This is a genomic window from Actinokineospora cianjurensis (genome assembly GCF_003663795.1).
GTDB lineage: Bacteria > Actinomycetota > Actinomycetes > Mycobacteriales > Pseudonocardiaceae > Actinokineospora > Actinokineospora terrae.
The window spans coordinates 3,153,753-3,178,483 of record NZ_RCDD01000001.1; the positions used below are offsets into that span (position 1 = coordinate 3,153,753).

26 protein-coding genes are annotated in these 24,731 nt (G+C 71.7%); 17 read left to right on the forward strand and 9 right to left on the reverse strand.

Annotated elements, in window-relative coordinates:
• Positions 1 to 173: 173 nt before the first annotated feature.
• A complete protein-coding gene (locus tag CLV68_RS14140; protein ID WP_121390752.1) occupies positions 174 to 803 on the reverse strand; it encodes a class I SAM-dependent DNA methyltransferase in 630 nt (209 codons plus the stop codon).
• Between the two features lie 95 nt (positions 804 to 898).
• Between CLV68_RS14140 and CLV68_RS14145 the strand changes: the two genes are divergently transcribed.
• The 5 genes from CLV68_RS14145 to CLV68_RS14165 all read left to right on the forward strand — a co-directional run bounded on the left by CLV68_RS14145 (position 899) and on the right by CLV68_RS14165 (position 4,987).
• Complete coding sequence (locus CLV68_RS14145; protein WP_121390753.1) at positions 899 to 1,483, forward strand: dihydrofolate reductase family protein; 585 nt, start codon at positions 899 to 901, stop codon at positions 1,481 to 1,483.
• A gap of 64 nt (positions 1,484 to 1,547) precedes the next feature.
• Positions 1,548 to 2,321 carry an aminotransferase class IV gene (locus CLV68_RS14150; RefSeq protein WP_121390754.1) on the forward strand — a complete coding sequence of 258 codons (774 nt, stop codon included), beginning with the start codon at positions 1,548 to 1,550 and terminating at the stop codon, positions 2,319 to 2,321.
• The gene (locus tag CLV68_RS14155) at positions 2,318 to 2,980 is read left to right on the forward strand and encodes a DUF2461 domain-containing protein (protein ID WP_121390755.1); all 663 of its coding nucleotides are present in this window, start codon (positions 2,318 to 2,320) and stop codon (positions 2,978 to 2,980) included. Before CLV68_RS14150 ends, CLV68_RS14155 begins: the two co-directional genes overlap by 4 nt.
• 96 nt (positions 2,981 to 3,076) lie before the next feature.
• Positions 3,077 to 4,501 (forward strand): pyruvate kinase, encoded by a 1,425-nt coding sequence (gene pyk / locus CLV68_RS14160; protein ID WP_121390756.1) that lies wholly within the window; start codon positions 3,077 to 3,079, stop codon positions 4,499 to 4,501.
• Between the two features lie 48 nt (positions 4,502 to 4,549).
• Positions 4,550 to 4,987 (forward strand): GNAT family N-acetyltransferase, encoded by a 438-nt coding sequence (locus CLV68_RS14165; RefSeq protein ID WP_170224288.1) that lies wholly within the window; start codon positions 4,550 to 4,552, stop codon positions 4,985 to 4,987.
• A 624-nt stretch (positions 4,988 to 5,611) separates the two neighbouring features.
• On the opposite strand, the gene CLV68_RS14175 is transcribed toward CLV68_RS14165, so the two are convergent.
• On the reverse strand, positions 5,612 to 6,124 hold the full coding sequence (locus CLV68_RS14175; protein WP_121390759.1) for an AAA family ATPase: 513 nt from the start codon (positions 6,122 to 6,124) through the stop codon (positions 5,612 to 5,614).
• Positions 6,125 to 6,187: 63 nt separating this feature from the next.
• On the opposite strand from CLV68_RS14175, the gene tesB reads away from it, so the two are divergent.
• Positions 6,188 to 7,078, forward strand: coding sequence for an acyl-CoA thioesterase II (tesB, locus tag CLV68_RS14180; protein ID WP_121390760.1), 891 nt, complete (start codon positions 6,188 to 6,190; stop codon positions 7,076 to 7,078).
• 86 nt (positions 7,079 to 7,164) lie between these two features.
• On the opposite strand, the gene CLV68_RS14185 is transcribed toward tesB, so the two are convergent.
• Positions 7,165 to 7,539, reverse strand: a complete 375-nt coding sequence (locus CLV68_RS14185) for a hypothetical protein (RefSeq protein WP_121390761.1) — start codon at positions 7,537 to 7,539, stop codon at positions 7,165 to 7,167.
• A gap of 525 nt (positions 7,540 to 8,064) precedes the next feature.
• Here CLV68_RS14185 and CLV68_RS14190 point away from each other — a divergent pair.
• From CLV68_RS14190 to CLV68_RS14200, 4 genes are all read left to right on the forward strand, one after another.
• On the forward strand, positions 8,065 to 8,925 hold the full coding sequence (locus CLV68_RS14190; RefSeq protein WP_121390762.1) for a helix-turn-helix domain-containing protein: 861 nt from the start codon (positions 8,065 to 8,067) through the stop codon (positions 8,923 to 8,925).
• A 17-nt stretch (positions 8,926 to 8,942) separates the two neighbouring features.
• On the forward strand, positions 8,943 to 9,146 hold the full coding sequence (locus tag CLV68_RS14195) for a DUF397 domain-containing protein (protein WP_092778948.1): 204 nt from the start codon (positions 8,943 to 8,945) through the stop codon (positions 9,144 to 9,146).
• A 258-nt stretch (positions 9,147 to 9,404) separates the two neighbouring features.
• Positions 9,405 to 9,596, forward strand: a complete 192-nt coding sequence (locus tag CLV68_RS33365; RefSeq protein ID WP_147459985.1) for a hypothetical protein — start codon at positions 9,405 to 9,407, stop codon at positions 9,594 to 9,596.
• A gap of 33 nt (positions 9,597 to 9,629) precedes the next feature.
• Complete coding sequence (locus CLV68_RS14200; RefSeq protein WP_121390763.1) at positions 9,630 to 12,605, forward strand: helix-turn-helix transcriptional regulator; 2,976 nt, start codon at positions 9,630 to 9,632, stop codon at positions 12,603 to 12,605.
• A gap of 622 nt (positions 12,606 to 13,227) precedes the next feature.
• Here the strand turns inward: CLV68_RS14200 and CLV68_RS14205 are convergent.
• From CLV68_RS14205 to CLV68_RS14220, 4 genes are all read right to left on the reverse strand, one after another.
• A complete protein-coding gene (locus CLV68_RS14205) occupies positions 13,228 to 14,793 on the reverse strand; it encodes a succinic semialdehyde dehydrogenase (protein ID WP_121390764.1) in 1,566 nt (521 codons plus the stop codon).
• 27 nt (positions 14,794 to 14,820) lie between these two features.
• On the reverse strand, positions 14,821 to 15,873 hold the full coding sequence (locus CLV68_RS14210) for a GNAT family N-acetyltransferase (RefSeq protein WP_121390765.1): 1,053 nt from the start codon (positions 15,871 to 15,873) through the stop codon (positions 14,821 to 14,823).
• Between the two features lie 64 nt (positions 15,874 to 15,937).
• A complete protein-coding gene (locus tag CLV68_RS14215) occupies positions 15,938 to 16,855 on the reverse strand; it encodes a hypothetical protein (protein ID WP_147459986.1) in 918 nt (305 codons plus the stop codon).
• 252 nt (positions 16,856 to 17,107) lie between these two features.
• Positions 17,108 to 17,719, reverse strand: a complete 612-nt coding sequence (locus tag CLV68_RS14220) for a TetR/AcrR family transcriptional regulator (protein WP_121390767.1) — start codon at positions 17,717 to 17,719, stop codon at positions 17,108 to 17,110.
• Positions 17,720 to 17,857: 138 nt separating this feature from the next.
• On the opposite strand from CLV68_RS14220, the gene CLV68_RS14225 reads away from it, so the two are divergent.
• From CLV68_RS14225 to CLV68_RS14250, 7 genes are all read left to right on the forward strand, one after another.
• The gene (locus CLV68_RS14225) at positions 17,858 to 18,979 is read left to right on the forward strand and encodes an acyl-CoA dehydrogenase family protein (RefSeq protein WP_121390768.1); all 1,122 of its coding nucleotides are present in this window, start codon (positions 17,858 to 17,860) and stop codon (positions 18,977 to 18,979) included.
• Positions 18,980 to 19,020: 41 nt separating this feature from the next.
• Positions 19,021 to 20,151: a CaiB/BaiF CoA transferase family protein gene (locus CLV68_RS14230; RefSeq protein ID WP_121390769.1), complete on the forward strand. Its 1,131-nt coding sequence runs from the start codon at positions 19,021 to 19,023 to the stop codon at positions 20,149 to 20,151.
• A 571-nt stretch (positions 20,152 to 20,722) separates the two neighbouring features.
• Entirely contained in the window at positions 20,723 to 20,884 is a 162-nt protein-coding gene (locus CLV68_RS33895; RefSeq protein WP_170224290.1) for a hypothetical protein, read from the forward strand.
• Between the two features lie 232 nt (positions 20,885 to 21,116).
• Complete coding sequence (locus CLV68_RS14235) at positions 21,117 to 21,608, forward strand: transcriptional regulator (protein ID WP_092778966.1); 492 nt, start codon at positions 21,117 to 21,119, stop codon at positions 21,606 to 21,608.
• A 226-nt stretch (positions 21,609 to 21,834) separates the two neighbouring features.
• Positions 21,835 to 22,674 (forward strand): lytic transglycosylase domain-containing protein, encoded by an 840-nt coding sequence (locus CLV68_RS14240; RefSeq protein WP_425454833.1) that lies wholly within the window; start codon positions 21,835 to 21,837, stop codon positions 22,672 to 22,674.
• A gap of 47 nt (positions 22,675 to 22,721) precedes the next feature.
• Positions 22,722 to 23,093 carry a hypothetical protein gene (locus CLV68_RS14245; protein ID WP_246009808.1) on the forward strand — a complete coding sequence of 124 codons (372 nt, stop codon included), beginning with the start codon at positions 22,722 to 22,724 and terminating at the stop codon, positions 23,091 to 23,093.
• Positions 23,090 to 23,443, forward strand: coding sequence for a DUF3817 domain-containing protein (locus CLV68_RS14250; protein WP_121390770.1), 354 nt, complete (start codon positions 23,090 to 23,092; stop codon positions 23,441 to 23,443). The genes CLV68_RS14245 and CLV68_RS14250 overlap by 4 nt, the downstream gene beginning before the upstream one ends.
• Positions 23,444 to 23,476: 33 nt before the next feature.
• On the opposite strand, the gene CLV68_RS14255 is transcribed toward CLV68_RS14250, so the two are convergent.
• Positions 23,477 to 24,316, reverse strand: coding sequence for a spermidine synthase (locus CLV68_RS14255; protein WP_121390771.1), 840 nt, complete (start codon positions 24,314 to 24,316; stop codon positions 23,477 to 23,479).
• Complete coding sequence (gene speD, locus CLV68_RS14260) at positions 24,313 to 24,714, reverse strand: adenosylmethionine decarboxylase (protein ID WP_092778974.1); 402 nt, start codon at positions 24,712 to 24,714, stop codon at positions 24,313 to 24,315. Before speD ends, CLV68_RS14255 begins: the two co-directional genes overlap by 4 nt.
• Positions 24,715 to 24,731: the final 17 nt, after the last annotated feature.

A 24,731-nucleotide genomic window follows, 5' to 3' on the forward strand; every position in this document is an offset into this window, starting at 1 on the left:
GGCCTCTTACTCCAACATCGGCTCCTGCCTGGATCTGGTTCGCCTGATCGTCTATTTTATGTTTCTTTCGGCTTGCGCTAGCTGCTATCAAGATAATGGAGTCGAGTTGGAGTGGTCGCGGCTCCGGGATGCGACCACCCTGCGTCTTGTGCACGACGCGCCTGGGTGCGGGGTCAGGGTTTGTGGACCAGCAGGTGTCCCTGCTGGAACCGCTCGCCGACGTGCGGTTCGCGCAGCACTCGGGCGACTTCCACGAACCCGGCCTGCCGCAACAGGTTCATGAGGCTGGTCGGTGACCACCGGTAGGCGGGCGCGACCTTGTGGTCGAACTCCTGCGGCACCGGATCGTCGCCCGCGAAGAACCCGAGCAACAGGTGACCGCCGGAAGCCAGCACCCTGTGGAACTCCCCGAACACCTCAGGTACCTGCTCCGGTCGCATGTGGATGATCGAGTACGACGCGAGCACCCCGCCCAGAACCCCATCGCCGAGGTCCAGCGCCGCCATCGACCCGACCTCGAACCGCACCCCCGGATGCGCCCGCCTCGCCAACTCCACCATCGCCGACGACAGGTCCACCCCGAACGCGTCCACCCCCAACCCGCCCAGGTGCGCCGTCACGTGCCCCGGCCCGCACCCCACGTCCGCGACCGGCCCCGCACCCCGAACCCGCACGAGCTCGGCGAACGCAGCCAACACCCCCCGCTCCACCGGCAACCGATCCAGCACGTCCCCGAACAGCTCCGCGTACAACCCCGCAACGGCGTCATAAGCGGCCCCGACCCCACCCAGGTTCTCCACCACACCCCAAACCTAGCCCGCCCCCGGGAGCTCGCCGATGGGGTTCTCGCGCCGCGCCCGGCTGTACGTTTGGGATCGACTCACGGGAGGCTGGCGCCATGCGGAAACTGACCTTTGCGATGAACGTGACCCTGGACGGCTACACCGCCGCGCCCGGTGATGACCTCGGCTGGAGTGGGAGTGACGGACCGGACTCGTCGCCGAGTGATGAGTTGTTCCAGTGGTGGTCCGACCGGGTGGCGGCGACGGGTCTGTCGTTGTACGGGCGCAAGCTGTGGGCGGGGATGAACTCCCACTGGCCGACCGCCGACCAGCAGCCCGGTGCCACGCCCGCGGTGGTCGAGTACGCCCGACGCTGGCGGGATGTGCCGAAGGTGGTGTTCTCCTCGACGATCGGCGCGGTCGACGGGAACGCCCGTCTGGTCACCGGTGACGCGGTCGCCGAGATCGCCCGGCTCAAGGCCGAGGACGCGGGCCCGATGGACATCGGCGGGGCGACGCTCGCCGGGGCGGCCATGCTGGCCGGGCTGATCGACGAGTACGTGCTGGTCACCGTGCCGGTCCTGGTGGGCGGCGGCACGCCGTTCTTCACGGCGCTGGACAGCTGGGTGAACCTGACCCTGGTGGAGACCAGGACGTTCCCCGGCGGCGTGCTGCTGACCCGGTACGAGACGAGGCGATGAGCTCGGGGCCGGGCGATCGGCTCGTGCGGACGGCCCGGACGCGCGCGTGGGAGACTGCGGGGCGATGAGTGCGCAGCCTGACATCCCCGCGTCCCTGGCCCTGGTCAACTACGGGCACTTCACTTCCATGCTGCTCACCGGAGGCAGAGTAAGAGGTCTCGCACGGCACCTAGAGCGGCTGGATCGTGATGCCTGGGTCGTGTTCGGCAGGGGGGTGGATGAGGGGCTCGTCCGGCAGGCGATCCGAGGAGCGGTCGAGGGGGCGACCGGGCCGCTTGCCGTGCGGGTGACGGTGCACGCGCCGGGGTTCGACCCTCGGCGGCCCGAGGTGGACGTCGAGCCGGAGGTCGTGGTGACGACCAGCGCGCCGCCCGCCGAGTCGGGGCCGTTGAAGGTGCGCACCGCCGGGTACCAGCGGGAACTGCCGCAGGTCAAGCACGTCGGCACGTTCGGGTTGTTCTACCAGCGCAGGCTCGCGCGCCGCGCCGGGTTCGACGACGTGCTGTTCATCGGGGGTGACGGGCAGGTGAGCGAGGGGTCCACCTGGAACGTCTGCTTCCTCGACGAGGACGGCACCCTCGTCATCCCGACCGCGCCCGCGTTGCCGGGGATCGCGCTCGGGCTCATCCAGAGCGGCGTCGCGCGCACCGGTGCCAAGGTCGTGGCCCGGCCGGTGCAGGTCGGCGAGCTGCCCGAGTTTCGGGCCGCCTTCGCCACCAACGCGCTCGCGCCGGTGCGGGCCATCAGCCAGGTCGACGAGGTCGAGTACAAGGTGGACGAGGACGCCACGGCGCGGTTGGCGCGGGCGTACGAGTCGACCGCGGGGGAACGGGTATGAGCTTCGACGGGTTCGGGGAGTACGCCGTCGACTTCTACGACGGCCTGGTGGTCGACAACTCCAAGACCTACTGGGACGCGAACAAGGCCACCTACGACACCGACGTGCGCGCCCCGATGACCGCGCTGCTCGGCGAGCTGGAGAAGGAGTTCGGCGGCGAGTTCGGCAGCCCGAAGGTGTTCCGCCCGCACCGCGACGTGCGCTTCGCCAAGGACAAGCGGCCCTACAAGGACCACTGCGGCGGCGTCATCGAGTCCGGCCGCGGCGCGGGCGCGTACTACGTCGAGGTCGGGCCGGACGGGCTGCGGGTCGGCGGCGGGTGCTTCCACATGGAGTCCGACCAGCTCGCCCGGTTCCGCGCCGCGGTCGCCGAGGAGATCCACGGCGACCCCCTGCGCGACATCCTGGCCAAGCTCGAGCGCGCGGGCTGGACCATCAACGGCGACCGGCTCAAGACCACCCCGCGCGGGTACGCCAAGGACCACCCGCGGCTGGACCTGCTCCAGTACCGGTCGGTCTACGCGGTGCGCGTGTGGCAGCCCGACGACACGCTGCACGAGCCCGGCTGCCTCACCCGGGTGCGGACCGCGTGGCGGCAGCTGCGGGCGTTCAACGAGTGGGCCAGTGACCACGTGGGGTTGTCCGATCGCGGTCGGTAGCTGACACGTAACCAGAGGTGGAACACTCTGAATCGAGTCGGCCAATCGGCGAGTTCATCCTGATCGGTACAGCGGGCGCGGCTAAGCTGTTCAGGTGTGAACCGACGAGCGAAGATCGTGTGCACTATGGGCCCGGCCACCGCGACCCCCGAGCGGGTGCGTGACCTGGTGGCCGCGGGCATGGACGTGGCGAGGATGAACTTCAGCCACGGCAGCCACGGTGACCACAAGCAGGTCTACGACCTGGTCCGCGCCGCGGGTGACGAGGCGGGCCGCGCGGTGGGCATCCTGGCCGACCTGCAGGGACCGAAGATCCGCCTCGGCACGTTCGCCAACGGCCCGGTCGAGTGGCGCACCGGCGACGTCGTGCGGATCACCGTCGAGGACGTGGCAGGCACCCACGACCGGGTCTCCACCACCTACAAGGGCCTGGCCAACGACGCCAAGGCGGGCGACCGGCTGCTGGTCGACGACGGCAAGGTCGGCCTGGTGGTCACCTCCGTCGAGGGCCAGGACGTGGTCTGCGAGGTCACCGAGGGCGGTCCGGTCAGCAACAACAAGGGCCTGTCGCTGCCGGGCATGGACGTCTCGGTGCCCGCGCTGTCCGAGAAGGACATCGAGGACCTCGAGTTCGCCCTGCACCTGGGCGTCGACTTCATCGCGCTGAGCTTCGTGCGCTCGCCCGCCGACATCGACCTGGTGCACCAGGTGATGGACCGGGTGGGCCGGGGCAGGCTGCCGGTGATCGCCAAGCTGGAGAAGCCGGAGGCGGTGGACAACCTGGAGGCCATCGTGCTGGCCTTCGACGGGGTCATGGTCGCCCGCGGTGACCTGGGCGTGGAGCTGCCGCTGGAGCAGGTGCCGCTGGTGCAGAAGCGCGCCATCCAGATCGCGCGCGAGAACGCCAAGCCGGTCATCGTGGCCACCCAGATGCTCGACTCGATGATCAACAACTCCCGGCCGACCCGCGCCGAGGCATCCGACGTGGCCAACGCGGTGCTCGACGGCGCCGACGCGCTGATGCTCTCCGGCGAGACCAGCGTCGGCCGCTACGCCATCGAGTCGGTGCAGACGATGAGCCGCATCGTCGAGGCCGTCGAGGCCGAGCGCCCGACCGTCCCGCCGCTGACCCACGTCCCCCGCACCAAGCGCGGCGTGATCTCCTACGCCGCCCGCGACATCGGCGAGCGCCTCAACGCCAAGGCCCTGGTCGCCTTCACCCAGTCCGGTGACACGGTCAAGCGGCTGGCCCGCCTGCACACCCGGCTGCCGCTGCTGGCGTTCACCCCGGAGGCCGGTGTTCGCAGCCAGCTGGCGCTGACCTGGGGCACGGAGACGTTCCTGGTCCCGGAGGTCGACTCCACCGACCGCATGGTCCGCCAGGTCGACCAGTCCATGCTCTCCATCGGCCGCTACCAGCCCGGCGACCTCGTGGTCATCGTCGCGGGCTCCCCGCCAGGGACGGTCGGCTCCACCAACCTCATCCGCGTGCACCGACTCGGCGAGGAAGACCACGCCTGATCATTGGGCATGGGTGCCGGGGCGGATGCTCCGGCACCATGGGGCCTTGTGATCGAGTTGACCCCGGTGGCGTTGACGGACAAGGCACTGCTGTCCCGCTGGATACAGACCTACCTGCGCGACACCTTCGGCGGCATCCACGCCGGCGGTTATCCCTACCTGGACCAGTACTTCACCGACCCTGACCGCGAAGCACACTTCATCGTGTCAGCAGGCGACCTAGCCGGCTTCGTCTTGGCCCGCGTTGATGCGAGCGCGTGGACTGTCGCGGAGTTCTATGTCGCGCCCTGGTATCGACGCCAGGGAATCGCCCGTGCGGCCGCTCTGGCCCAGTTTGCCCGCCACCCCGGCCCGTGGACGGTCGAGTTCGACCCCGCCTCTGCTGCCGCTGCCGGTTTTTGGCACTCGATGATCCCCGCGCCGGTCTCCTCGGTTGTTGTTGGCGAGCGCATCCGCTTGTCCTTCACCGTTTCCGCGCCGCTGTAGGGTCCTGCATTGAGTGTCCACTGTGGATGGTGCTGCGCTCCGCCGCGGCGTTGTTGATCACTCGCCGATCGATTCCGCGCTGTGTCGAGGGTGCTGATGGCCTTTGGTGGCCTTGACCAGGGGGTTCTGCGGTCGGGGTCGTGCGGGATTCACCCGGTTCAGGGACAGAAGTTATCCACATGTGGATCTTCGGCGGCCTGTTTCAAGATCTTTTGTCGGTGGGTGCCGATAGACTGGCACTGGGACGCCCCCCGGAGTGGGTGGGGGCTGGGCGAGGGTCCTCGCGGGCGCGCGCGAAGCGGGTGTGGTGTGGGGTTAGAGGGCTTGGCCGGTGTGGTGGGCGGCGGCGGTGGGGGCTAGACCTGGCCGGGAGCCGGGAGCCGGGAGCCGGGAGCCGGGAGCCGGGAGCCGGGAGCCGGGAGCCGGGAGCCGGGAGCCGGGAGCCGGGAGCGGGGCTTGACGGTAGGGGGTAGAGCGTGCGGTGGGCACGAGAGGGCTGGCGTGTGCGGTTGACGCTGGAGTTGGTGGGGTTGGAGCGTTCGGTGGGCTGGCGCGGTGGGTGGGACTAGGGCGTGAGGCTGGAAACTGCGGTGGGGGCTGGGTTTTGAGTGGGGGGCGGAGTGGTTACGGGTTCAGCAGGTGGAGGCCCGCGGTGATGGCGTTGAGGACCGCGGTGGCGGTTTCCTCCGGGGTCTGGTCCGTCGTGTCGATGGCGTGGTGGGACAAGGGGCCGAGGTCGGCGAATTGCTGGTGCAGGGACCTGATAGGGGCCGGGTCGGTCAGGGCGGGGGCTGGGCGGGAGGTGGCTCGGTTCAGGGCCGTGGTTTCGGTGGGGTTGAGGACCACGTAGTGCAAGGGGCGGCGGAAGGCGGGGAGGAACCAGGGGTCGATGATGCCGTCGCAGAGGACTTGGTAGTGGGTGGCGTAGGTGGCCGCCGCGGCGGCGAGGGCTTGGATGACGATGGTGTTCTGGTGGTGGGATTCGGGGAGGTGGGGTGGGAGGTAGCCCTGCCTGATGAAGTGCCAGAAGTCGTCGGCGTGCAGGTGGGCGCTGGGGGTGAGGCGGGCGGACAGCAGGCGGGCGGTGGTGGTCTTGCCCGCTCCAGGGGGGCCGGTGATGATCACCAGGTTGCTCATGGGGGTGACGGTAGCCGGGTGTCCACTTCGGACCGGGAGGGTGTGGGCACTAGCCTGGGGGGCATGACCGACTTCGCGGAAGACGGGGTGGCCCGGGGGCAGGGTGTGCTCGACCGGTTGGTCGAGCTGCTGGACCTGGAGCGGATCGAGGACGACAGCTACCGCGGGGTCAGCCCCGAGCACTCGTCGGTGCGGGTGTTCGGCGGGCAGGTCGCGGGGCAGGCGCTGGTGGCGGCGGGGCGGACCGTGCCGGTCGAGCGGGGGGTGCACTCGCTGCACGCCTACTTCATCCGCGGCGGCGACCCGAGCGTGCCGATCGTCTACGAGGTGGACCGGATCCGGGACGGCCGGTCGTTCACCACGCGGCGGGTCGTCGCGGTGCAGCACGGGAAGGCGATCTTCGCGTTGTCGGCGTCGTTCCAGGTCGCCGAGCGCGGGGTCGACCACGCGGAGCCGATGCCGCGGGTGCCGGACCCGGAGTCGCTGCCCACCCACGGCGAGCGGATGACACCCGACCTGCGGGCCAAGTTCGGCGCCTGGGCGGACCGGCCGCGGCCGATCGACGTGCGCTACGTCAGCGAGCCGCCGTGGCTGTCGCGGGAGAACGGGCCGAGGGACGCCCGCAACCAGGTGTGGATGCGCACCGACGGCACGCTCGCCGACGACCCGCTGCTGCACGTCTGCGTGCTCGCCTACGCCTCCGACATGACGCTGCTCGACGCGGTGCTCGCCAGGCACGGCGTCTACTGGGGAACCGACAAGGTCCTCGGCGCCAGCCTCGACCACGCGATGTGGTTCCACCGCCCGTTCCGCGCCGACGAGTGGATCCTCTACGACTGCGCCTCGCCCAGCGCCTCCGGCGGCCGCGGCCTGGCGACCGGCCGGTTCTTCACCCGCGACGGCAGGCTCGTGGCGACCGTGGTGCAGGAGGGCCTGCTGCGGCTGGTCGGCTGAGGGGTGGGACCCGGGTCGTCGGGGGAGATGACCCGGGCCCCACCTGGCGGGGCGCGCGAGGGGGGGTGGGTTCGCGACGCCCCGGGTCAGCCTGCCAACCTGGCGCGGTGGCGGTCGACGAGCCTGCCGCTCACGCGGCGCCGGTCGACGACCCGGTGCCCCTCCGCGGTGTCCTCGGGCGCGCAGTCCTCGGTGACCAGCACGCTCAGGTGGGCCGTCAGGTACGCCCGGCACGGCGAGGGCGCGCGGGTGAACAGCCGGGTCCGGCAGGTGGGGCAGCGACCGTCGCGGCCGGGGCGGTGTTCGTCGAGCACCGCGCGCAACGCGGCCACGACCCGGGGTAGTTCGGTGCGGGCCAACCGGGCCGCGTCGAGGTCGGACCCGGTGCGCGCGTGGTCGCTCAACTCCTCCAGGTAGTCCCGCAGCGATGCCGCCATGTGCCCGAAGATCGACCCGCTCACCCTGTGGCCTCCCGCCCTGTGATCAACACCCGCCCGACACCGCCCGTGATCAACACCCGCCCGACTCCACCCCGCTGACGGCGAAAACCGCGCCACGCCGGGAATCGGCGCACCGGTGGGCACCGGACCTGCCTCGGATCCGTGCCCGGCCAACCGTTCCCGCTGGACGCTCTCAAGCGGACGACCGAATCGGCCGATGACTCCCAGGTGCGCCCCACGCCCCCCGACGGGTTCGGCTTCCCTGTCCGCCGCGTCCGATTCGCCTGCGTCCGCGCTTTCATAACCAGAATGCATTGTGGCAGCGACATTCTGCAAGTTGCACCACACGATCGGGTGACCGTCATCGATTCGGCCGCGCGTTCCCACCTGGTGTGAGCGCGACCGCGCCGCTGCTTGTGTTCGACAAGATCAGCATCGACACTTGCCCACGGCGCGCGGATGGATCCGCGCCGAGAACGCCGGACACCCCCCGACGACCAACCCGCCCATGACCGCGCAGGCCGCGGTCGGAAACGAGGTGCAGAAGTGACGCGTGGACCCAGTCCGACGGTTCGCCGCCGCAGGCTCGCCGCCGAACTGCGGCGGTTCCGGGAAGCGGCCGTGCTGACCATCGACGAGGTCGCCGAGAAGCTCGAGTGCTCCGCGTCGAAGGTCAGCCGCATCGAGACCGGCCACGTCAGCGTGACCCCCCGCGACGTGCGGGACATGGCCGAGCTCTACGGCATCGTCGACGAGCAGCGCGACGCGCTGGTGCAGCTGGCCAGGGAGGCGCGGCAGAAGGGCTGGTGGCACGCCTACAACGAGGTGTTCACCGGCGCGTTCGTCGGCCTGGAGGCCGATTCGTCCTCGCTGCGCGCCTACCAGGCGTTGATCGTGCCCGGTCTGCTGCAGACCCCCGCCTACACCAGGGCGATGTTGCGCGCGATCCGCCCGGACGCCCAGCCTGCCGAGCTCGACATGCGGGTCGAGGCCAGGCAGACCAGGCAGCGGCTGCTCACCGACCCCAGCCCCCCGGAGTACTGGGCGGTGATGGACGAGGCGGTGCTGCGCAGGCTCACCGGTGGGCCCGAGGTGATGGTCGAGCAGCTGCGCAAGATGGTCGAGGTGGCCCAGTTGCCCAACGTGACCCTCCAGGTCGTCCCGTTCGCCGTGGGCGCGCACGCGGGCATGGAGGCGCCGTTCCTCATCCTCGGCTTCCCCGACCGGATCGACCCGGACGTCGTCTACGTGGAGAGCACCGCCAACGGCGTCTACCTCGAGTCCCCGGCGGATGTCCACAAGTACTCGTTGTTGTTCGACCACTTGCGTGCGGCGGCGTTGCGACCGGACGACTCAGTCGACCTGGTCCAACGGATCACGGAGGAGTTGACCGTGATTCCTGAATAACACGAGAGGAGTGGGGCGTGACTGTTTCTGACCTCGCGAGCGCCGAATGGCGCAGGAGTAGCCGCAGTGCGGGCAACGACTGCGTGGAGCTCGTCATAGGCGGAAGCGGCGCGACGGTGCGCGACTCCAAGAACACGGAGTTCGGGCACCTGTCGTTCGCGGACATCGAGTGGACCGCCTTCGTCGGTGCCGTGAAGGGAAACCTTCTGGCGGCCGGGTGATCCAGGCCGCGCGGCGCCCGAGCCCGGGATGATCGACAGCATCCCGGTCCCGGACCCACTCGGTGGCGGGGCCACGGCACGCCGTGGCCCCGTTCCCCATCCCACCCCTTACCCCACTGGCTCGGCCAGACCCCTTACCCCGCTCAGCGACCCCCTCCGACTGCCCCGGGTAAGGGTGGGTAAGGCCGAGACTGCGCGTTCACCCGATCTCCCACCCCCGCCCTCAGCGGCACCGTTGTCGTCAGCCGGGGAACACCGGTGGACACGGCAGAGGGAGTGATCCACGTGGAGTGGACGATCGAAGCGGTCAAGGCCGAGGTCAACTACCGCAGGAACGGCACGCTGGACCGCACCAGCCGCCTGCACCTGCGCGAGGTGCGCCGGGCGCCCTGGTGGCGGCGGCTGTCCGGGCAGCGCCCGGATCCGAGGCAGGGCGACCGCGCGGCCTGATGGTCGCGGGAACCGTCGGTGGGGTGTGCGAGCATGCTGGACATGCCGCGTCTTGGTTCCGGAATACCCCTGGTCGCGCGCGGCCGTGAACTGCGCAGGCTGCGTGCGGCGGTGGAGGCCGCCGCGGCAGGCAGGGCCGCGGCCGTGCTGCTCGCCGGGGACGCCGGTGTCGGCAAGACCAGGATGACCGAGGAGGTCGGCGTCATCGCCAGCGGCCTGGGGGCGTTGGTGCTGACCGGTCGCTGTCTTGACGCGGGCGAGACCGGCCTCCCGTACCTGCCGGTGGCCGAGGCGTTGGCCGCGGTGCGTGACCGCGCCGCGGCCCGTCCGGCGCTGGGCAGGCTCTTCCCCGAGGTAGCGCTACCGGCGCTGCCGGACCCGGGGCGGGTCGCGTCGGGCATGGCGATCCCGGTCGTCGGGCCGCGCTTCGAGCAGGACATCGGGCAGTTGCAGCTGTTCGACGCCGTCCACGGGCTGCTCACCGACCTCGCCGAGCAGACGCCGGTGGTGCTGGTGCTGGAGGACCTGCACTGGGCGGACGCCTCGACCCGCAGCCTGCTGTCGTTCCTGTTGTCGCGGTTGCGTTCGCAGCGGCTGCTGGTGCTGGGCACCTACCGCGGCGACGACCTGCACCGCCGCCACCCGCTGCGCCCGCTGCTGGCCGAGCTGGTGCGGTTGCCGCAGGTCGAACGGGTCGAGTTGGCCCCGTTCGGCACCGCGGACGCCCGCACGTTCGTCGCCGCGCTGGCCGAGGACAAGCTGTCCGAGCGGGTGTTGCGCGAGGTCGCGGGCCGCTCCGAGGGCAACGCCTTCTTCGCCGAGGAACTGCTGGCCGCCTACTCCAGCTCCGACGACGCCGGCATCCCGGCGATGCTGGTCGACGTGCTGCTGGCCAGGGTCGAGCGGCTGAGCCCGACCGCCCAGACGGTGGTGCGGGTCGCCTCCGTCGCGGGCAGGCGGGTGCCGGACGCCCGGCTGCGCGCCGTCGCCGAACTCGACGAGACCGACCTCGACGCCGCCTTGCGCGAGGCGGTCGCCCACCACGTCCTGGTCCCGGCCGAGGACGTCTACAGCTTCCGGCACGCGTTGATGCGCGAGGCTGTCTACGGGGACCTGCTGCCGGGGGAGCGGGTCCGGTTGCACGCCGCTTACGCCAGGCAGCTCGCCGACGACACGGGGGTGCGCGGCGCCGCGGCGGCGTTGGCGCACCACAGCATGGAGAGCCACGCGTTGCCCGCCGCCCTCGCCGCCTCGGTCACGGCAGGCTGGGAGGCGGAGCGTTCCGGCGCGCCCGCGGAGTCGTTGGAGCACGTCGAGCGGGCGTTGAAGCTCTGGGACGCGGTGCCCGCCGAGCAGCGGCCGGGCGACGTCGACGAGATGACCCTGCTGCAGCACGCGTCCTGGGTGGCGGGCATGTCCGGCGACCCGGAGCGGGCCATCGCCTTCGCCAAGTCCGCCGTGCGCATCGCCGAGAACGGGGTCGCCCCGGAGCGGGCCGCGAAACTGCGCAGGCGCCTGGCGCAGTCCCTCTACGCCGTCGACGGCCGCGAGGACGAGGCGCTGGCCAGCATCGAACAGGGGTGGGCGCTGGTCGCCGACCGGCCGCCCAGCCCCGACAAGGCATGGGTGCTCGCGGCGTACGCGACGATCCTGCGCGGCCAGCGCCGCAACGCCGACTCGCGCGAGCGCGCGGAGAACGCGGTGGCGATCGCCAGGCAGGTCGGCGCGGGCGGCCCGGAGGCGGACGCGCTGACCACGCTGGCGATCCTGGCCGAGGCCGACGGGCACCCCGAGGAGTCCCGCGAGCGGCTGCGCTCGGCGATGACCAGGGCGGCCGACGTCGACGCGATCACCGTCGACCTGCGGGCCAGGTACTCGCTGTGCGTCAACCTCTACGAGTCCGGGCGGCTCGACGAGGCGGCCGATGTCGTCGACGGGGGCGTCCAGCGGGCCGGGGAGACCGGCCTCACCTGGAGCACGTACGGGCTGGAGCTGCGGGTCGTGCAGGTCGTGATCCGCTACGCGCGCGGCGACTGGGACGGCAGCGAGGCGGCGGCGGAACCACCGGGGCACAAGGTGTCCAGCACGGTCTCGGCGCGCCTGGCCGCGGTCGGGGCGTACGTCGCGGTCGGTCGGGGGCGCTTCGCCGAGGCCGAGCGGCTGCTGGCCGAACTGCGCGCCGACTGGCACCGCGACCTGCAGATCCCGCTGGCCACCGGCGCGGTCGGCGCCGAACTGGCGATCTGGCGCGGCAGACCGGACAAGGCCGTCGAGAGCGTCCGCGAGGCACTGGACTGGGTGGCGCGCGCGGGCGAGCAGTGGGTCCTCGCGGGCATCCGGATCGGCGCCATCGGTCTCGCCGCCTTCGCCGACCAGGCCCTGGCCGCCCGGCGCGGCGGGCACGAGGTGGCGGAGTTCGTCACCGAGGGCGAGCCGCTGATCGCCATGGTCCGCAAGACCGCCGAGTGCGGCAGCCCGCGCACCGGCTCACTAGGCCCGGAGGGGCTCGCCTGGCTGGCCCGCGCGGAAGCCGAGCACACCCGGCTGCTCGGCACCGTCGACCCGGCCGCCTGGCAGGCCGCCGTGACCGCCTTCGACTACGGCGCGGTGTACGAGCAGGCCATGTGCCGCCGCCGCCTCGCCGAGGCCCTGCTGGCCGCCGACGACCGCGACGCCGCCGCCGAACACCTGCGCCTCGCCGACGAGGTCGCCACCCGCCTCGGCGCCAAACCCCTGGCCGAGGCCCTGCGCAAGATCGCCAAGCGCGGCCGCGTCTCCCTGCACGACACCATCGAGGTCCGCGACGAGATCGACCCCTTCACCCCCCGCGAACGCGCCGTCCTCACCCTCGTCGCCGCGGGCCGCACCAACCGCCAGGTCGGCGAGGAACTGTTCATCAGCGAGAAGACCGTCAGCGTCCACCTCAGCCGCATCATGGCCAAACTCGGCGCCAGCCGCCGAGCCGAGGCCGTCGCGGTCGCCTACGACCGTGGACTGCTGTCGACGTGATCGACCGCCGGTGGGAACGCCGGGAACGCGGAGGCGCCTGCCGATCGGCGCTGGAACGGTCGGACACGCCGCCGCCGAGGTGGGATGGCAGGGCGCTGCTTGGCGGATCGGCGCCATGGCGTCTTGCCGGTGCCAACGCGCGACTCCTGGAACACCGCCGCGCCAGGGAAGGGAAGCGGATTCGCTCGTCCCCGCGATCGGCGCCGCGACGAGCCCTCCCTCGCCCATCGCGGCTGGGGGCGGCTGGCACCACACCGCGGGCCCGGGTTCCCCGTGATCGACTTCCAGCGCGCCGGAGCGGCATCGTTGCCACCAGCGGTCCGAGCGCCGTGCTGCCCGGCCGATCCGCAGCGCGCCGCGGGCAGTGACGTGCGGTTGCTGTGTCCCTGACCGCGGACCGCGGTCGACGTGATCGACTTCTGGTGGACTGGGAACGCCGGGAACGCGGAAATGCCGGTTCGGGGGTGTCAACACCGGCGGAATGGTGGGTGTTGACGGATATCTCACCCCATTCGATGTGGTGATCGCACCGATCGGCCAGGTGGAAATCAGGCGTGCCTGATTGTCGGCGGCTGGGGGTGAGGGGGCGGCGTGGTGATCAATTGTGGGTTGTCCACTGTGGTCAGCGGGGGAGGCGTTTGAGGGCTCGGAGGCCGAGGGTGAGGGCGGCGGTCCAGGTGCGCGGTGGGAGGGGGCGGGTGGGGCGCAGGGGCAGGAGGCGTTGGGTGGCTATGGTTTGGGCCTCGGTGTACTTGAGCAGCCCCTCGGTTCCGTTGCGGCGGCCGGTGCCGGAGTCGCCCATGCCGCCCATGGGGGCGTCGATGCTGCCGAAGGTGGCGCCGTAGCCGTCGTTGATGTTGACGGTGCCCGCGTGGATCCGGGTGGCCACCTCCTCGCCGATGAGGGTGTTGCGGGTCCAGACGCTGGCGTTGAGGCCGTAGCGGGTGTTGTTGGCGGCGGCGATCGCGTCGTCGAGGTCGGTGTAGCCGTAGATAGCGACCACCGGGCCGAAGGTCTCCTCGGCGAACAGGGTCATGCCCTCGCGGACGTCACCGAGGATCGTCGGCTCGTAGAACAGCGGCCCCAGGTCCGGGCGGGGCTTGCCGCCCGCGTGCACCCTGGCTCCCTTGTCGACCGCGTCGCGCACGTGCGCGGTGATCGTCGCCAGTTGGTCGGTCGAGGTGAGTGAGCCGACGTCGACGCCGTAGTCCAAAGTGGAACCCAGGCGCAGCGCGGAAGTCCTGGCGGCGAAGGCGCGGGTGAACGGTTCGCGGATGCTCTCGTGCACGTAGATCCGCTCCACCGACACGCACAGCTGCCCCGCCGAGGAGAAGCACGCGGTGACGGCGCCGGTCGCGGTCCTGTCGATGTCGGCGTCGGCCAGGACGATCATCGGGTTCTTGCCGCCGAGTTCCATCGAGTACCCGGTCAGCAACGCGGCGGCCTTGGCGGCCAACCCCTTGCCCGTCTCGGTGGACCCGGTGAAACCGAGGTAGTCACCTTCCTCGATAAGAGCGTTGCCGATCTGCGAACCGCGACCGAGCACGACCTGCCACACGCCGTCCGGTAGCCCTGCCTCGCTTGCTAACTCGTGCAACCACAGTGCACTCAACGCGGTCTGGTTGTCCGGCTTCTGCACGAGAGCGTTACCCGCCACCAGAGCCGGGATCGCGTCCAAACCCGTCAACGCCAACGGGTAGTTCCAAGGGGAGATCATCGCGACCACGCCCTTGGGGTGACGCACCTCGATGGTCTTGGTGAACACCGGTAGCGCACCCGCCTTGCGTTTGGGCGAGAGCAACCGTGGGGCCTTACGCCCGTAGTAGGCGGCGGTCATCGCGGTTACCGCTACCTCGTCGTACGCGTCCAACCGGGTCTTACCGGTCTCCACCTGCATGAGGTCGAGCGCCTCGGCTTGCCGGTCCAGGATCAGGTCGTGCAGCCGCAGCAGCACCTCGGCCCGCTCGGCCACCGGCGTCGCCGCCCAGGACCGCTGTGCCTCGCGGGCGGTGGTGAACGCGCGCCGCACGTCGGCGTCGTCGATCTGGGGCAGGGCGACGATCGGGTCGCCGGTGAACGGCGCGGTCATCGTCACCGTCGACGGGTCCTGCCCGCGAACGGCCCGCGCGACCAACTGGGCCGCCCTGGCCGCGGTCGGGGCGCCGGGAACTGAACCGATGGTGGTCATGGGGCTCCTTCGCTCAGGAGCCCCATGTTACTTCTCAGTAGCGACGGTCGTCACCCGCTCCCGGTCGATCCCCGCCGTGAGCGTGACGCGCAGCAGGTCGTCCTCCCGGCGCACCGCCACCGGCAGTCCCGACGCCGTCGCCGCCCGCACGAACCCGGCCTCGGCGGGCAGGCACCACGCGACCAGCCGGTCGTGCCCGGTCGCCCTGGCGAGCGAGCCGAGCCTGCCGATCATCGCGGCGCCCAGGCCCTGCCGCTGCCACCCGTCCTCCACCAGCACCGAGATCTCCGCCTCCGCCGGGTCCGCGGTCCGGATCACCTGCCCGATCCCCACGACCCGCGTGCCGCACATCGCGAGCAACGTCGTCCCGCGTGGCGGTTGGAGCAACCGGTGCAGCCAGCGGCGGGGGAGTGCGCGCATACCCGCGTGGTAGCGGGTGAACAGCGTCTTGGCGGAGCAGCGGGCGTGCAGATCCGCGACGGCATCGGCGTCGGCAGGGGTACCGACCCGCAGCACGATTCCGGCGCCAGTGCGGGTGACTACCGCCGTCGCGGTGCTGTGGGTCGCCCCTAGTACTTCGCTCAACGCGGTAACCCGCGCGAGCTCGACCTCGGTGAACGGTGCCCAGCCGCGCCGCGCCACCAGCCGCGTGTCCTCGGTCAGCGCCAACACAACGCGGTGTCCGCCCTCGTCCGCCGGATCAGAACCCGGGCCGGCTGGCGCTACCGAGTCGGCACCAAGGATGACCCGCACGGCCTCCGCGGTGGCGGACGGATCGCGCAGCGCGGCCCCCGTCGCGCGGAGGGCAGCGGTGGTGCGGTCGACGAGATGGCGGACATCCGCGCGCGTGATCGCTACGGAACGCCCGCCCTCGGCGCGCAAGTCGGTGACCAGATCCGCGGGTGAACACGTGTCCGGGGTGTTGACCACGATCTCGTCGATTACCCCGCCGGGTACCGGTAGTACCGACAGGCCGAGGACGTTGCAGTCTCGCGCGGCCAGTCTCGCGGTCACTCGCGCGAGTGCGCCGGGGCGGTCATCGAGGCGTACCCGCAGGCGCCAGGTCGTGGGTCTGTCCATGGGTAGAGCGTGCGGACCGACTGTTGCCTGCGGGGTGCCCCGGTGTTTCGGTCATGTGAGCAGATCAGGCTCCCGGCCTGGGCTCCTCGGTGGTCTGCTCAGCCGGAGCCGGAGCCGGAGCCTGCGCGGCGCCCGCGGGCACCCAGGGCGGCGGTCCGGGAACCGGGGGCGCGAACACCGGCGGCGCCCACGGCGTCCGCCGCGGCAGCCAGGTGAACGCCATGCCCACCACGGCGACCAGGGCGGCGATCCCGAGCACCACCGAGCCGGGACCCACCCACAGTTCCGGCATCGGTATGCGCCCGTCCGTGATCGGGAGGTCCGGCTGCGCCTCGTCGACCATGCGGTTCATGTAGTCGACCTCGGCCTTGATCCGCAGAATCGACTGCAGCACCAGGAAGGCCGCGCTGAGCAGGATCCCCGCGGTCAGCGCGGCGGTGACCCTGGTCATGGTCGCGGTGAACCCGCTCGGCCGCACCGCCGCCACCACCCCGTACCCGGCGACCACGACCGCGAGCACGACGGCGACGAGCACCGGCAGCCACGAGCCGGGCGGGGTGACGGTGAACAGCCCCATCGACCGGTCGACCCGGTCGTCGATGCTCGACCACACGGTCGCCTCGAGCGGGTTGAAGGCAGGCTCGTCCTGGCCCGCGAACTCGTCGTCCCAGAACGACCCGCCCAGCAGTCGCAGCAGCGACCCGACCACGGCCAGCGCCGCTGCCGCCAGCATGAGCAGCGCCGCCACCAGGCCCGGCCACCACAGCGGCTCCCGGGGTGCGGGCGGGTGCCAACCGACGGGGCTCATCGGCGGGGGGCCGACCGGCTGGAGTGGCGCGGACGCGGTCTGCGCGGCGGGTAATGCGTGAGGTGGTGGCGCGCCTCCCGGGAGCACGGCGACCGGGTCGACCGGCGCGGGCAACGGGATCTCGGGGGAGGGCTCGGGTCTCGGCGGCTCAGCGCCTTCTGGAGACGTCGTCACGAAGTGATCTTGGCAGGTCGGCCGCGCTGGATGGCGCTCGCCATATTGTTTGCGGAAGCGAACGTCCCGTTGGCGTCCCGCGCCCCTCATCTACGGGTGAGCAGCGGCCGACCCGAGCGAGGGCCGGGTCGGCCGCTGCAAACCGGCAAGACAGGCACGCACCGCGGCCGCGTCCCCTCCGCCTGCACCGGAGGGGACGCGGCCGTCGTGCTGGTACCCGGCCCGCCGAAAGCTGCCGGTCCGCCCGGGGCGTCAGTCGGCGACAGCGGCGTAGCGGTCCAGGACGGTGGCCTTCCACTCCTCGAGCAGCCGGGCCCTGCGCTGGGCGCCGCCGCCGATCATCGCGTCCAGGGCCAGGCCGCGGACCAGGTTGACGCTCAGCAGCAGCAGCGTCTCCAGTTCGGCCTCCGGCAGGTCGTCGCCCGCCGCGTCCCGGTAGAGCTGGAGGGTGGCGTGGCCGAGGGCGCGGTCGACCGGCCGCAGGCGCTCGCGCAGTTCGGGATCGGTGCGGGCGGCCACCCACAGCTCCACCGCCGCGGTCGAGAGGGTGCCCGAGTACGCCTCCCACAGCAGGTCGATGCCCTGGGTGACCCGCTCGCGGCCGGGCGGCAACCCCTCGGCGGCCTCGCTGACCTGCCGGGTCAGCCGCGCGAACAGGTGCTCGAGCGCGGCGGTCATCAGCTCGGCCTTGGTCGTGAAGTGGTGCTGCTGGGCACCCCTGGACACCCCTGCCCGCGCGCACACCTCCTGCACGGTCGTGCGCGCGTACCCCAGTTCCACCAGGCAACCGATGGTCGCTTCCAGCAGTGCCTCGCGAGTCTGCTCACTGCGCTCCTGCTGGGTGCGGTGCGTGCGCACGGCCACGGCTCCGACCTCCTCACGCCACGGGTGTGCGGCACTTTACGGCCAGTTCCACGAGCAGGTACCTTCACAGCAGAACTTACATGCAGTCCGGAATGTTTTCGCCGCGAGGAGGCCCCGGTGACCCAGCGTTCCCCGTGGATGGACGACGACCTGGACGCCTTCCGCGACCTGGCCCGCACGTTCTGCGAGAAGGAGCTGACCCCCAACTCCGAGCGGTGGATCGAGAACAAGCAGGTCGACCGCGAGCTGTGGACCAAGGCCGGTGAGGTCGGGCTGCTGTGCCTGTCCATCCCCGAGGAGTACGGCGGCGGTGGCGGCAACTTCGCGCACGAGACGGTCCTCTTAGAGGAACAGGCGCGCGCGGGCGACAGCGGTTGGGGCGTCTCGCTGCACAACGGCATCGTCGCCCACTACGTGCTCGCTTACGGCACTAAGGAGCAGAAGCACGCCTGGCTGCCGAGGCTGGCCAGCGGCGAGTGGGTCGGCGCGATCGCGATGACCGAGCCGGGCGCCGGGTCCGACCTGCAGGGCATCAAGGCCAAGGCGGTGCGCGACGGCGACGAGTACGTCGTCTCCGGCGCCAAGACCTTCATCACCAACGGCGGCCAGTGCGACTTCGTCATCGTCGTGGTCAAGACCGACCCCACCAAGGGCGCCGAGGGCACCTCGCTGGTCATCGTCGAGACCGAGCGCGCGGGCTTCCGCCGCGGCCGGGTGCTCGACAAGCTCGGCCTCAAGGCGCAGGACACCGCCGAGCTGTTCTTCGACGAGGTGCGCGTCCCGGTCGGCAACCTGCTCGGCGGCGTCGAGGGCCAGGGCTTCGTCCAGCTCATGCAGCAGCTGCCGCAGGAACGGCTGATCATCGGCATCTCCTCGGTGGTGGCCATGGAGATCGCGCTGGAGCTGACCCTGCGCTACACCAAGGACCGGCAGGCGTTCGGCCGCCCGGTCTACCACTTCCAGAACACCAAGTTCACCCTCGCCGAGATCGCCACCGAGGCCCGCGTCGCCCGGGTGTTCCTCGACGACTGCATCGCCAAGCACCTGCGCGGCGAGCTCGACATCCCGACCGTGGCGATGCTCAAGTGGTGGACGAGCGACCGCGCGATGAAGGCCATCGACGAGTGCCTGCAGCTGCACGGCGGCTACGGCTACATGACCGAGTACCCGATCGCCCGCATCTACCTCGACCAGCGCGTGCAGCGGATCTACGGCGGGACCAACGAGATCATGAAGGAGATCATCTCCCGCACGCTCTGACCAGCACGCCCTGAACCGCACACGGCAGACCGAGGACACACATGGGACCACTCACCGGCCTGCGGGTCGTCGAGCTCGCCGGGCTCGCCCCCGCCCCGTTCGCCTGCACCGTGCTGGCCGACCTGGGCGCCGAGGTCGTCCGGGTCGACCGGGCCGCACCGGGCGCCGACGTGCTCGGCTTCCCCGACGACCCGCTGACCAGGGGCCGCCGCTGGATCGGCGTCGACGTCAAGTCACCGGAGGGCCTGGACCTGGTGCTGCGGCTGGTCGACCGGGCCGACGTGCTCGTCGAGGGCTTCCGCCCCGGGGTGGCCGAGCGGATGGGGCTGGGCCCCGACGCGCTGCTGGCCCGCAACCCGCGCCTGGTCTACGGCCGGATCACCGGCTGGGGCCAGGACGGGCCGCTGGCCACCGCCGCCGGGCACGACATCAACTACATCGCGGTGGCGGGCGCGCTCGACCCGATCGGGCAGGCGGGCCACAAGCCCACCGTGCCGCTCAACCTGCTCGGCGACTTCGGCGGTGGGGGACTGCTGCTGGCCATGGGCGTGCTCGCGGCGCTCGTGGAACGGCAGGCATCCGGCCAGGGGCAGGTGGTCGACGCCTCGATGGTCGAGGGAGCGGCGCTGCTGACCACCAGCCTGCACGGCCTGCGCAACCTGGGGCTGTGGCCCGGCGGCCGCGGCGAGAACCTGCTCGACGGCGGCGCGCCCTTCTACGACACCTACGAGGCGGCCGACGGGAAGTACGTGGCGATCGGCGCGATCGAGGCCCGGTTCTTCGCCGCGCTCGTCACGCTGCTCGACCTGCGCGACCCGGCCAACCACCTCGACCCGAGCACCTGGCCCGCGTTGCGCGCCCAGATCGCCGCGGCGGTGAAGACCCGCACCCGCGACGAGTGGGCCGCACTGGCCGAGGGCACCGATGCCTGCCTGACGCCGGTGCTCGCCCCGGGGGAGGCGCCGAACCACCCGCACAACGTCGCCCGTGGCACGTTCGTCGAGGTCGGCGGCAAGACCCAACCCGCGCCCGCGCCGAGGTTCAGCCGAACCGCGTCGGCGACACCGGCCCCGCCGAGCCCACCGCGCGCGGACACCGCGGCGGTGCTGGCCGAACTGGGTGTGCCGGAATCGGAGATCGCCAGACTGCGGCAGTCGGCCGTCATCGCCTGAGGCCGGGCGGAAGCTGGCAGGCGGGGCCTGAAGGAGCGGGGGCGGGGCCTGGAGGGACGGCCCGGAGAGCTGGAGTGGGCTGTGAGGGTGCTTGTGGCGTCCTCACAGCCGCGGGCGCGGCGCGCGCTGTGGCGGCCTGCCTTGGCGCCCGCCTGCTGGGCGGGGACCGAGGGCCTTCCTGGCCTGCCCGCCGGGTGATGACCCCGGCGGCACACCCCAAGTTCTACCGGCTTGATCGCGCCCGATCTGTCCCAACCCGGCCGTCGGCTCAAAGATGACACCGTTCGTGGGATCCGGCGGAGATCACCGGCCGCCCCCCGGTGTGTCCGGGCGGTGACGGGCCACTGCGCCCGTAGAGTGACGCTCTCGACGCGAGCGGTGGCGGACCGGGGTCCGCGGCCGCCCGGATCTCACGCTCGGTCGATGTCGGTGCCGAAATCCGCTCCGCCGGTCGCCGGGATGGGGGATCATGGTGCGGGACGCGCACCCGGCTGCCGGGCGGCGCGGGTCGGGGGTGGTGTCGGGTCGCGCGAGTGGCCCGGGCCGCCGGTGGTGAGGACGGAGTGGACCGATGAACGCCAAGAAAGCCGTCATGCTGGTCGCGGTGGCGCTGGTGCTGTTCTACGTGATCAGCCAGCCCACCCAGGCCGCGCAGGCGGTCCAGAGCCTGTTCTCCTGGCTGCGCGACGGCGCCGAGGCGATCATCACGTTCCTGAAGAACCTGTTCGCCTGAGGGTCGACCCGCTGGGGGCAACCGGTGCCCGGCGGGCGCAGCCATGCCCACCGGCGTGGTCACGATCGGTGATGATCTTGCCGGACCGAAGATCCATATTGGACCGTCCGGGTGGATCTGCCCGCCTCGGGGGTCCATTGGGCGAACTGGTCCGTTTTGCCTCTGGCGATCTGTCGGTCCCTGCCCCTACGGTTTCAGCCATCGAGTGATCATGAGACCTCCAGGAGGCAGAATGCTCGACGATCCCGGGGTCGATGCCCTGGTCCGCCAGTGGACCGCCGAGCGCGCGCAGGACGCGGACGCCGACGAGGCCAACCGCATCGCGTCCGAGTGGCTGGCCGACGCGCCCGTCATCGCCGCGCCGGGTATTCCCGGCCAGCGAGCCCGTGCCGGGGCCTCGCGCTGGGCGGCGGTCGAGGCGGCCGACCCGCGCTACCTCTCGGCCATGCGCAAGCGGCTGCCCGACGTCCCGCACGACCTGCTCGCCGCCGCCGCGGGCTGGTGGCAGATGGTCGGCGGCGTCGCCGAGGCCGAGGAGTGGTGGGACGCGGGGATGAGCCCCCTCGACCAGCGCGCCCTCGACTACCGGGCGGCGGGCCTGGCGCCCTCCGACCTGGCCAGGCGGCTCGGTCCCCTCACCGTCCTCGAACACCTGCGCCGGGGCAGCGCCCCCGCGTGGTGCGTGGCCAGGCTGCAGCGCCAGCGCCGAGACGGCGCCGCGTAACAGTCGCGACGGCCGCGTGGCGGTCGCGATGGCGCCGGACAGGGCGCCGCCCGGGGTCGCGATGTCCACCGAACAACGGCCGTGCCGGTGCCGCGTGCACAGCCGTGGCGGTGTCGTGTGACCTCCCCCGCGTAACGCCGCGGAGCTCCTTCGTCGATGCTGGTGGTGACCGGCGCGCTCAGCGCACCGGTCACGCACGGGTCGCGGCGAGCCAGGCTGGAGCACGGTGGCGGATATCGAGGGGTTGGACGAGCAGGCCGCCCAGGTGGGGACGCACCGCCCGGGGTCGGTCGGCCGCGGGCGCGGTGAACTGCTGCTCCGCCTCACCCTCGTGCTGCTGGTCGTCCTGGTCGCGGCCGCTGTCGTGTGGGTCGTGCGGATCGCGAACGTCGCCGCGGGCGCGGACACGCCGAGCCAGGTCGAGCCAGTCGCGGTCGACCCCGACTCCGCGGCGCCCGTCGAGGCCGTCGGCGCGGTTCCCCAGGGTGGTCAGTCCGGCGCCGATCCGTTGCGCGCGTGGGCGCAGCGCCTCGCCAGGGGCACCGAGATCCCCGCTCGGGCGCTGATGGCCTACGGCAACGCCGAGTTGGCCGTCCGCGCCGCCACGCCGCGCTGCGGGCTGTCCTGGGCCACCCTGGCCGCCATCGGGCGCGTCGAGTCCGACCACGGCCGCTACGGGGGCGCGGTGCTCGGCGATGACGGCCGCCCGTCGACGCCCATCATCGGCGTGCCGCTGGACGGGACGCCCGGCGTGCGCGCCATCACCGACACCGACGGCGGTGCCTACGACGGCGACGCCACCGTGGACCGCGCCGTCGGGCCCATGCAGTTCATCCCCTCCACCTGGCGGAAGTGGACCTCGGACGGCAACGGCGACGGTGTCGGCGACCCCCAGCAGATCGACGACGCCGCCCTGGCCGCCGCCCGCTACCTGTGCGCGGACGGCCGGGACATGACCAGCGCCAGGGGCTGGTGGCAGGGCGTCTTCGCCTACAACAACTCCGTGCCCTACGGCCAGCAGGTCTTCGGTCTGGCCGACCGCTACGCGCGCGCCGCGGCAAGCTGAGAACGGCTCTCAGCAAGCCGCCGGTGGCCGCGGGCTAGCATCGGCGGGTGCGGGAAGGACCGGGCATCAGGCGCAAACTCCTCGTGGTCGGGGTGTCCCTGCTCGCGCTCGTGCTGTGCTGCGGCCTGGCCTGGTGGCAGTGGGAGCGGTTCTCCTCGGCCAACGGCACGTTCCAGAACCTGGGCTACGTGCTGCAGTGGCCGCTGTTCGGGCTGGCCCCCGCCTACATGTTCTGGCGGCTGGGCAAGCTCAGGCAGCGGGAGCAGGACCGGGCGGCCGACGAGCAGGCGCAAGAGGTGCCGCCCGCCCCGCCCAGCGCCGAGGTCCAGGGCAGCGGCACGCACGGCAGTGACGAGGAAGACGACGAGCTCGCGGCCTACAACCGCTACCTCGCCCGGCTGAACCAGGAGTCCCGATGAGCATGACCGACGAGGAGAACCCGGCCCAGGCGGTCGCCGCCAAGGGTGTGCGGGGGGCGCTGGCCCGCTACCGGGTGCTGGCCTACGTCGTCGGCGTCGGCCTGCTCGCGCTGGTGGCGGCCATGGTCGCCAAGTACGCCTTCGACAACGCCACCCCGGTGGCCGTCGTCGGGCCCGCGCACGGGTTCCTCTACGCGGTGTACCTGCTGACCGCGTTCGACCTGGCGCTCAAGGCCCGCTGGTCGGTGAAGGGCACCCTGCTGGTGCTGGTCGCCGGGATGATCCCGTTCGTGTCCTTCGTGGTCGAACGCCGGGTCACCCGCACGACGCAGGCGGGCCAGAAGCTGTAGTCGGCTCCCGGCCCGCCCGCGGGTCGTCCTGGGTCAGAGTGCCTTGCGTACGCTGTATGGCGGGATGGTGTTGCCGCGCAGGGCGTCCGCGTCGATCGTCTCCGGCCGGTACGGCAGCGTCTCCAGCCGCTCGAGCATCCGCGCGGTGGTGTCCGGGGTGGACTCGGCGAGTCCGAACAGGAACGCCCACTCGTGCTCGTCGGAGCCGTAGTACACCGTCGAGCCGAACACGTCGTTGAACCGGCGCCACGACCGGATGAGCGTCTCGTTGCGCCACATCGTCTGGCAGCCCGCCTGGCACACCACCACGCCGCCCTCGGTCAGCACCGAGCGGCACCGGGTGAGGAACTCCTCCTCGTAGAGGCGGTTGTGCTGGGCGAACTCGGGCCGCTCGTCGGGCAGGTCGACCAGCACGACGTCGTAGCGCTCCTGGGTCTCCTCCAGGAACTTCCACCCGTCCGCGTAGTGCACCCGGACCGGCCCGTCGTGCGCGACGGCCCTGGCCAGCTCATCGCTGGTGTAGCCGTAGGGCAGGTGCTCGGCGCACAGCTCCACGGCCCGCTGGTCGATGTCGACGTGGTCGACGACGCTCGCCCCGGCGGCCACCGAGATCTGCGACACGACGCCCTCGCTGGACCCGACGACCAGCACCCGGTCCAGGGTCCTGGCCAGCAGCAGCGCGGGCACCAGCAGCGCCTCGTGGTAGGTCAGCTGGCTGAACTCGGTGCTCTGCCGGTCGTCGTCGCAGAACAGGCTGACGCCCTGCGCGGTCCTGCCGATGACCAGGTGCTGGAAGTCGGTGTTGGTGTCCACCAGCACCTCGGGCATGTCCCACGTCCGGGTGAGGCCGGTGCCCAGCGGTTCGACGATCATCGAGCGGTCTCCGAAGGTACGGGGTGTCCCCTGTGGACTGTGGTGATCCTGGCGTCGAGCGCCCCGAGCCGGTCGCGCAGCAGCGCCGCGGCCAGTTCCGGGTCCGCGGTCTCGCCGCAGGTGAAGATGTCGACGAACAGCGACCCGATCTCCGGGTAGGTGTGGATGGAGGCGTGCGACTCCGACAGCAGCGCCAGCACCGTCACCCCCTGGGGTTCGAACTGCTTGGCCACCACGTCGCAGATGGTGGCCCCGGCGTCGCGCAGGGAGGACTCCAGGGTCTCCCGCAGGAAGCCCAGATCATTGAGCAGCAACGGATCGACCCCATCGAACTCGGCCAGCACGTGCCGGCCCGCGAACAAACCCACGCCTGGTTCAGGCGCACGGTCATACGACATCTGTCTTACCTCCTGCG

Excerpts from the sequence above, each read along its gene's own strand:
- CLV68_RS14235 (WP_092778966.1), top strand. The coding sequence starts at position 21,117 with ATGCTCGACGATCCCGGGGTCGATGCCCTGGTCCGCCAGTGGACCGCC.
- CLV68_RS14175 (WP_121390759.1), bottom strand. The coding sequence starts at position 6,124 with ATGAGCAACCTGGTGATCATCACCGGCCCCCCTGGAGCGGGCAAGACC.
- CLV68_RS14155 (WP_121390755.1), top strand. The coding sequence starts at position 2,318 with ATGAGCTTCGACGGGTTCGGGGAGTACGCCGTCGACTTCTACGACGGC.
- speD (WP_092778974.1), bottom strand. The coding sequence starts at position 24,714 with ATGTCGTATGACCGTGCGCCTGAACCAGGCGTGGGTTTGTTCGCGGGC.
- CLV68_RS33895 (WP_170224290.1), top strand. The coding sequence starts at position 20,723 with ATGAACGCCAAGAAAGCCGTCATGCTGGTCGCGGTGGCGCTGGTGCTG.
- CLV68_RS14230 (WP_121390769.1), top strand. The coding sequence starts at position 19,021 with ATGGGACCACTCACCGGCCTGCGGGTCGTCGAGCTCGCCGGGCTCGCC.
- CLV68_RS14250 (WP_121390770.1), top strand. The coding sequence starts at position 23,090 with ATGAGCATGACCGACGAGGAGAACCCGGCCCAGGCGGTCGCCGCCAAG.
- CLV68_RS14200 (WP_121390763.1), top strand. The coding sequence starts at position 9,630 with ATGCTGGACATGCCGCGTCTTGGTTCCGGAATACCCCTGGTCGCGCGC.
- tesB (WP_121390760.1), top strand. The coding sequence starts at position 6,188 with ATGACCGACTTCGCGGAAGACGGGGTGGCCCGGGGGCAGGGTGTGCTC.
- CLV68_RS14205 (WP_121390764.1), bottom strand. The coding sequence starts at position 14,793 with ATGACCACCATCGGTTCAGTTCCCGGCGCCCCGACCGCGGCCAGGGCG.
- CLV68_RS14210 (WP_121390765.1), bottom strand. The coding sequence starts at position 15,873 with ATGGACAGACCCACGACCTGGCGCCTGCGGGTACGCCTCGATGACCGC.
- CLV68_RS14150 (WP_121390754.1), top strand. The coding sequence starts at position 1,548 with ATGAGTGCGCAGCCTGACATCCCCGCGTCCCTGGCCCTGGTCAACTAC.
- CLV68_RS14225 (WP_121390768.1), top strand. The coding sequence starts at position 17,858 with ATGGACGACGACCTGGACGCCTTCCGCGACCTGGCCCGCACGTTCTGC.
- CLV68_RS14255 (WP_121390771.1), bottom strand. The coding sequence starts at position 24,316 with ATGATCGTCGAACCGCTGGGCACCGGCCTCACCCGGACGTGGGACATG.
- CLV68_RS14145 (WP_121390753.1), top strand. The coding sequence starts at position 899 with ATGCGGAAACTGACCTTTGCGATGAACGTGACCCTGGACGGCTACACC.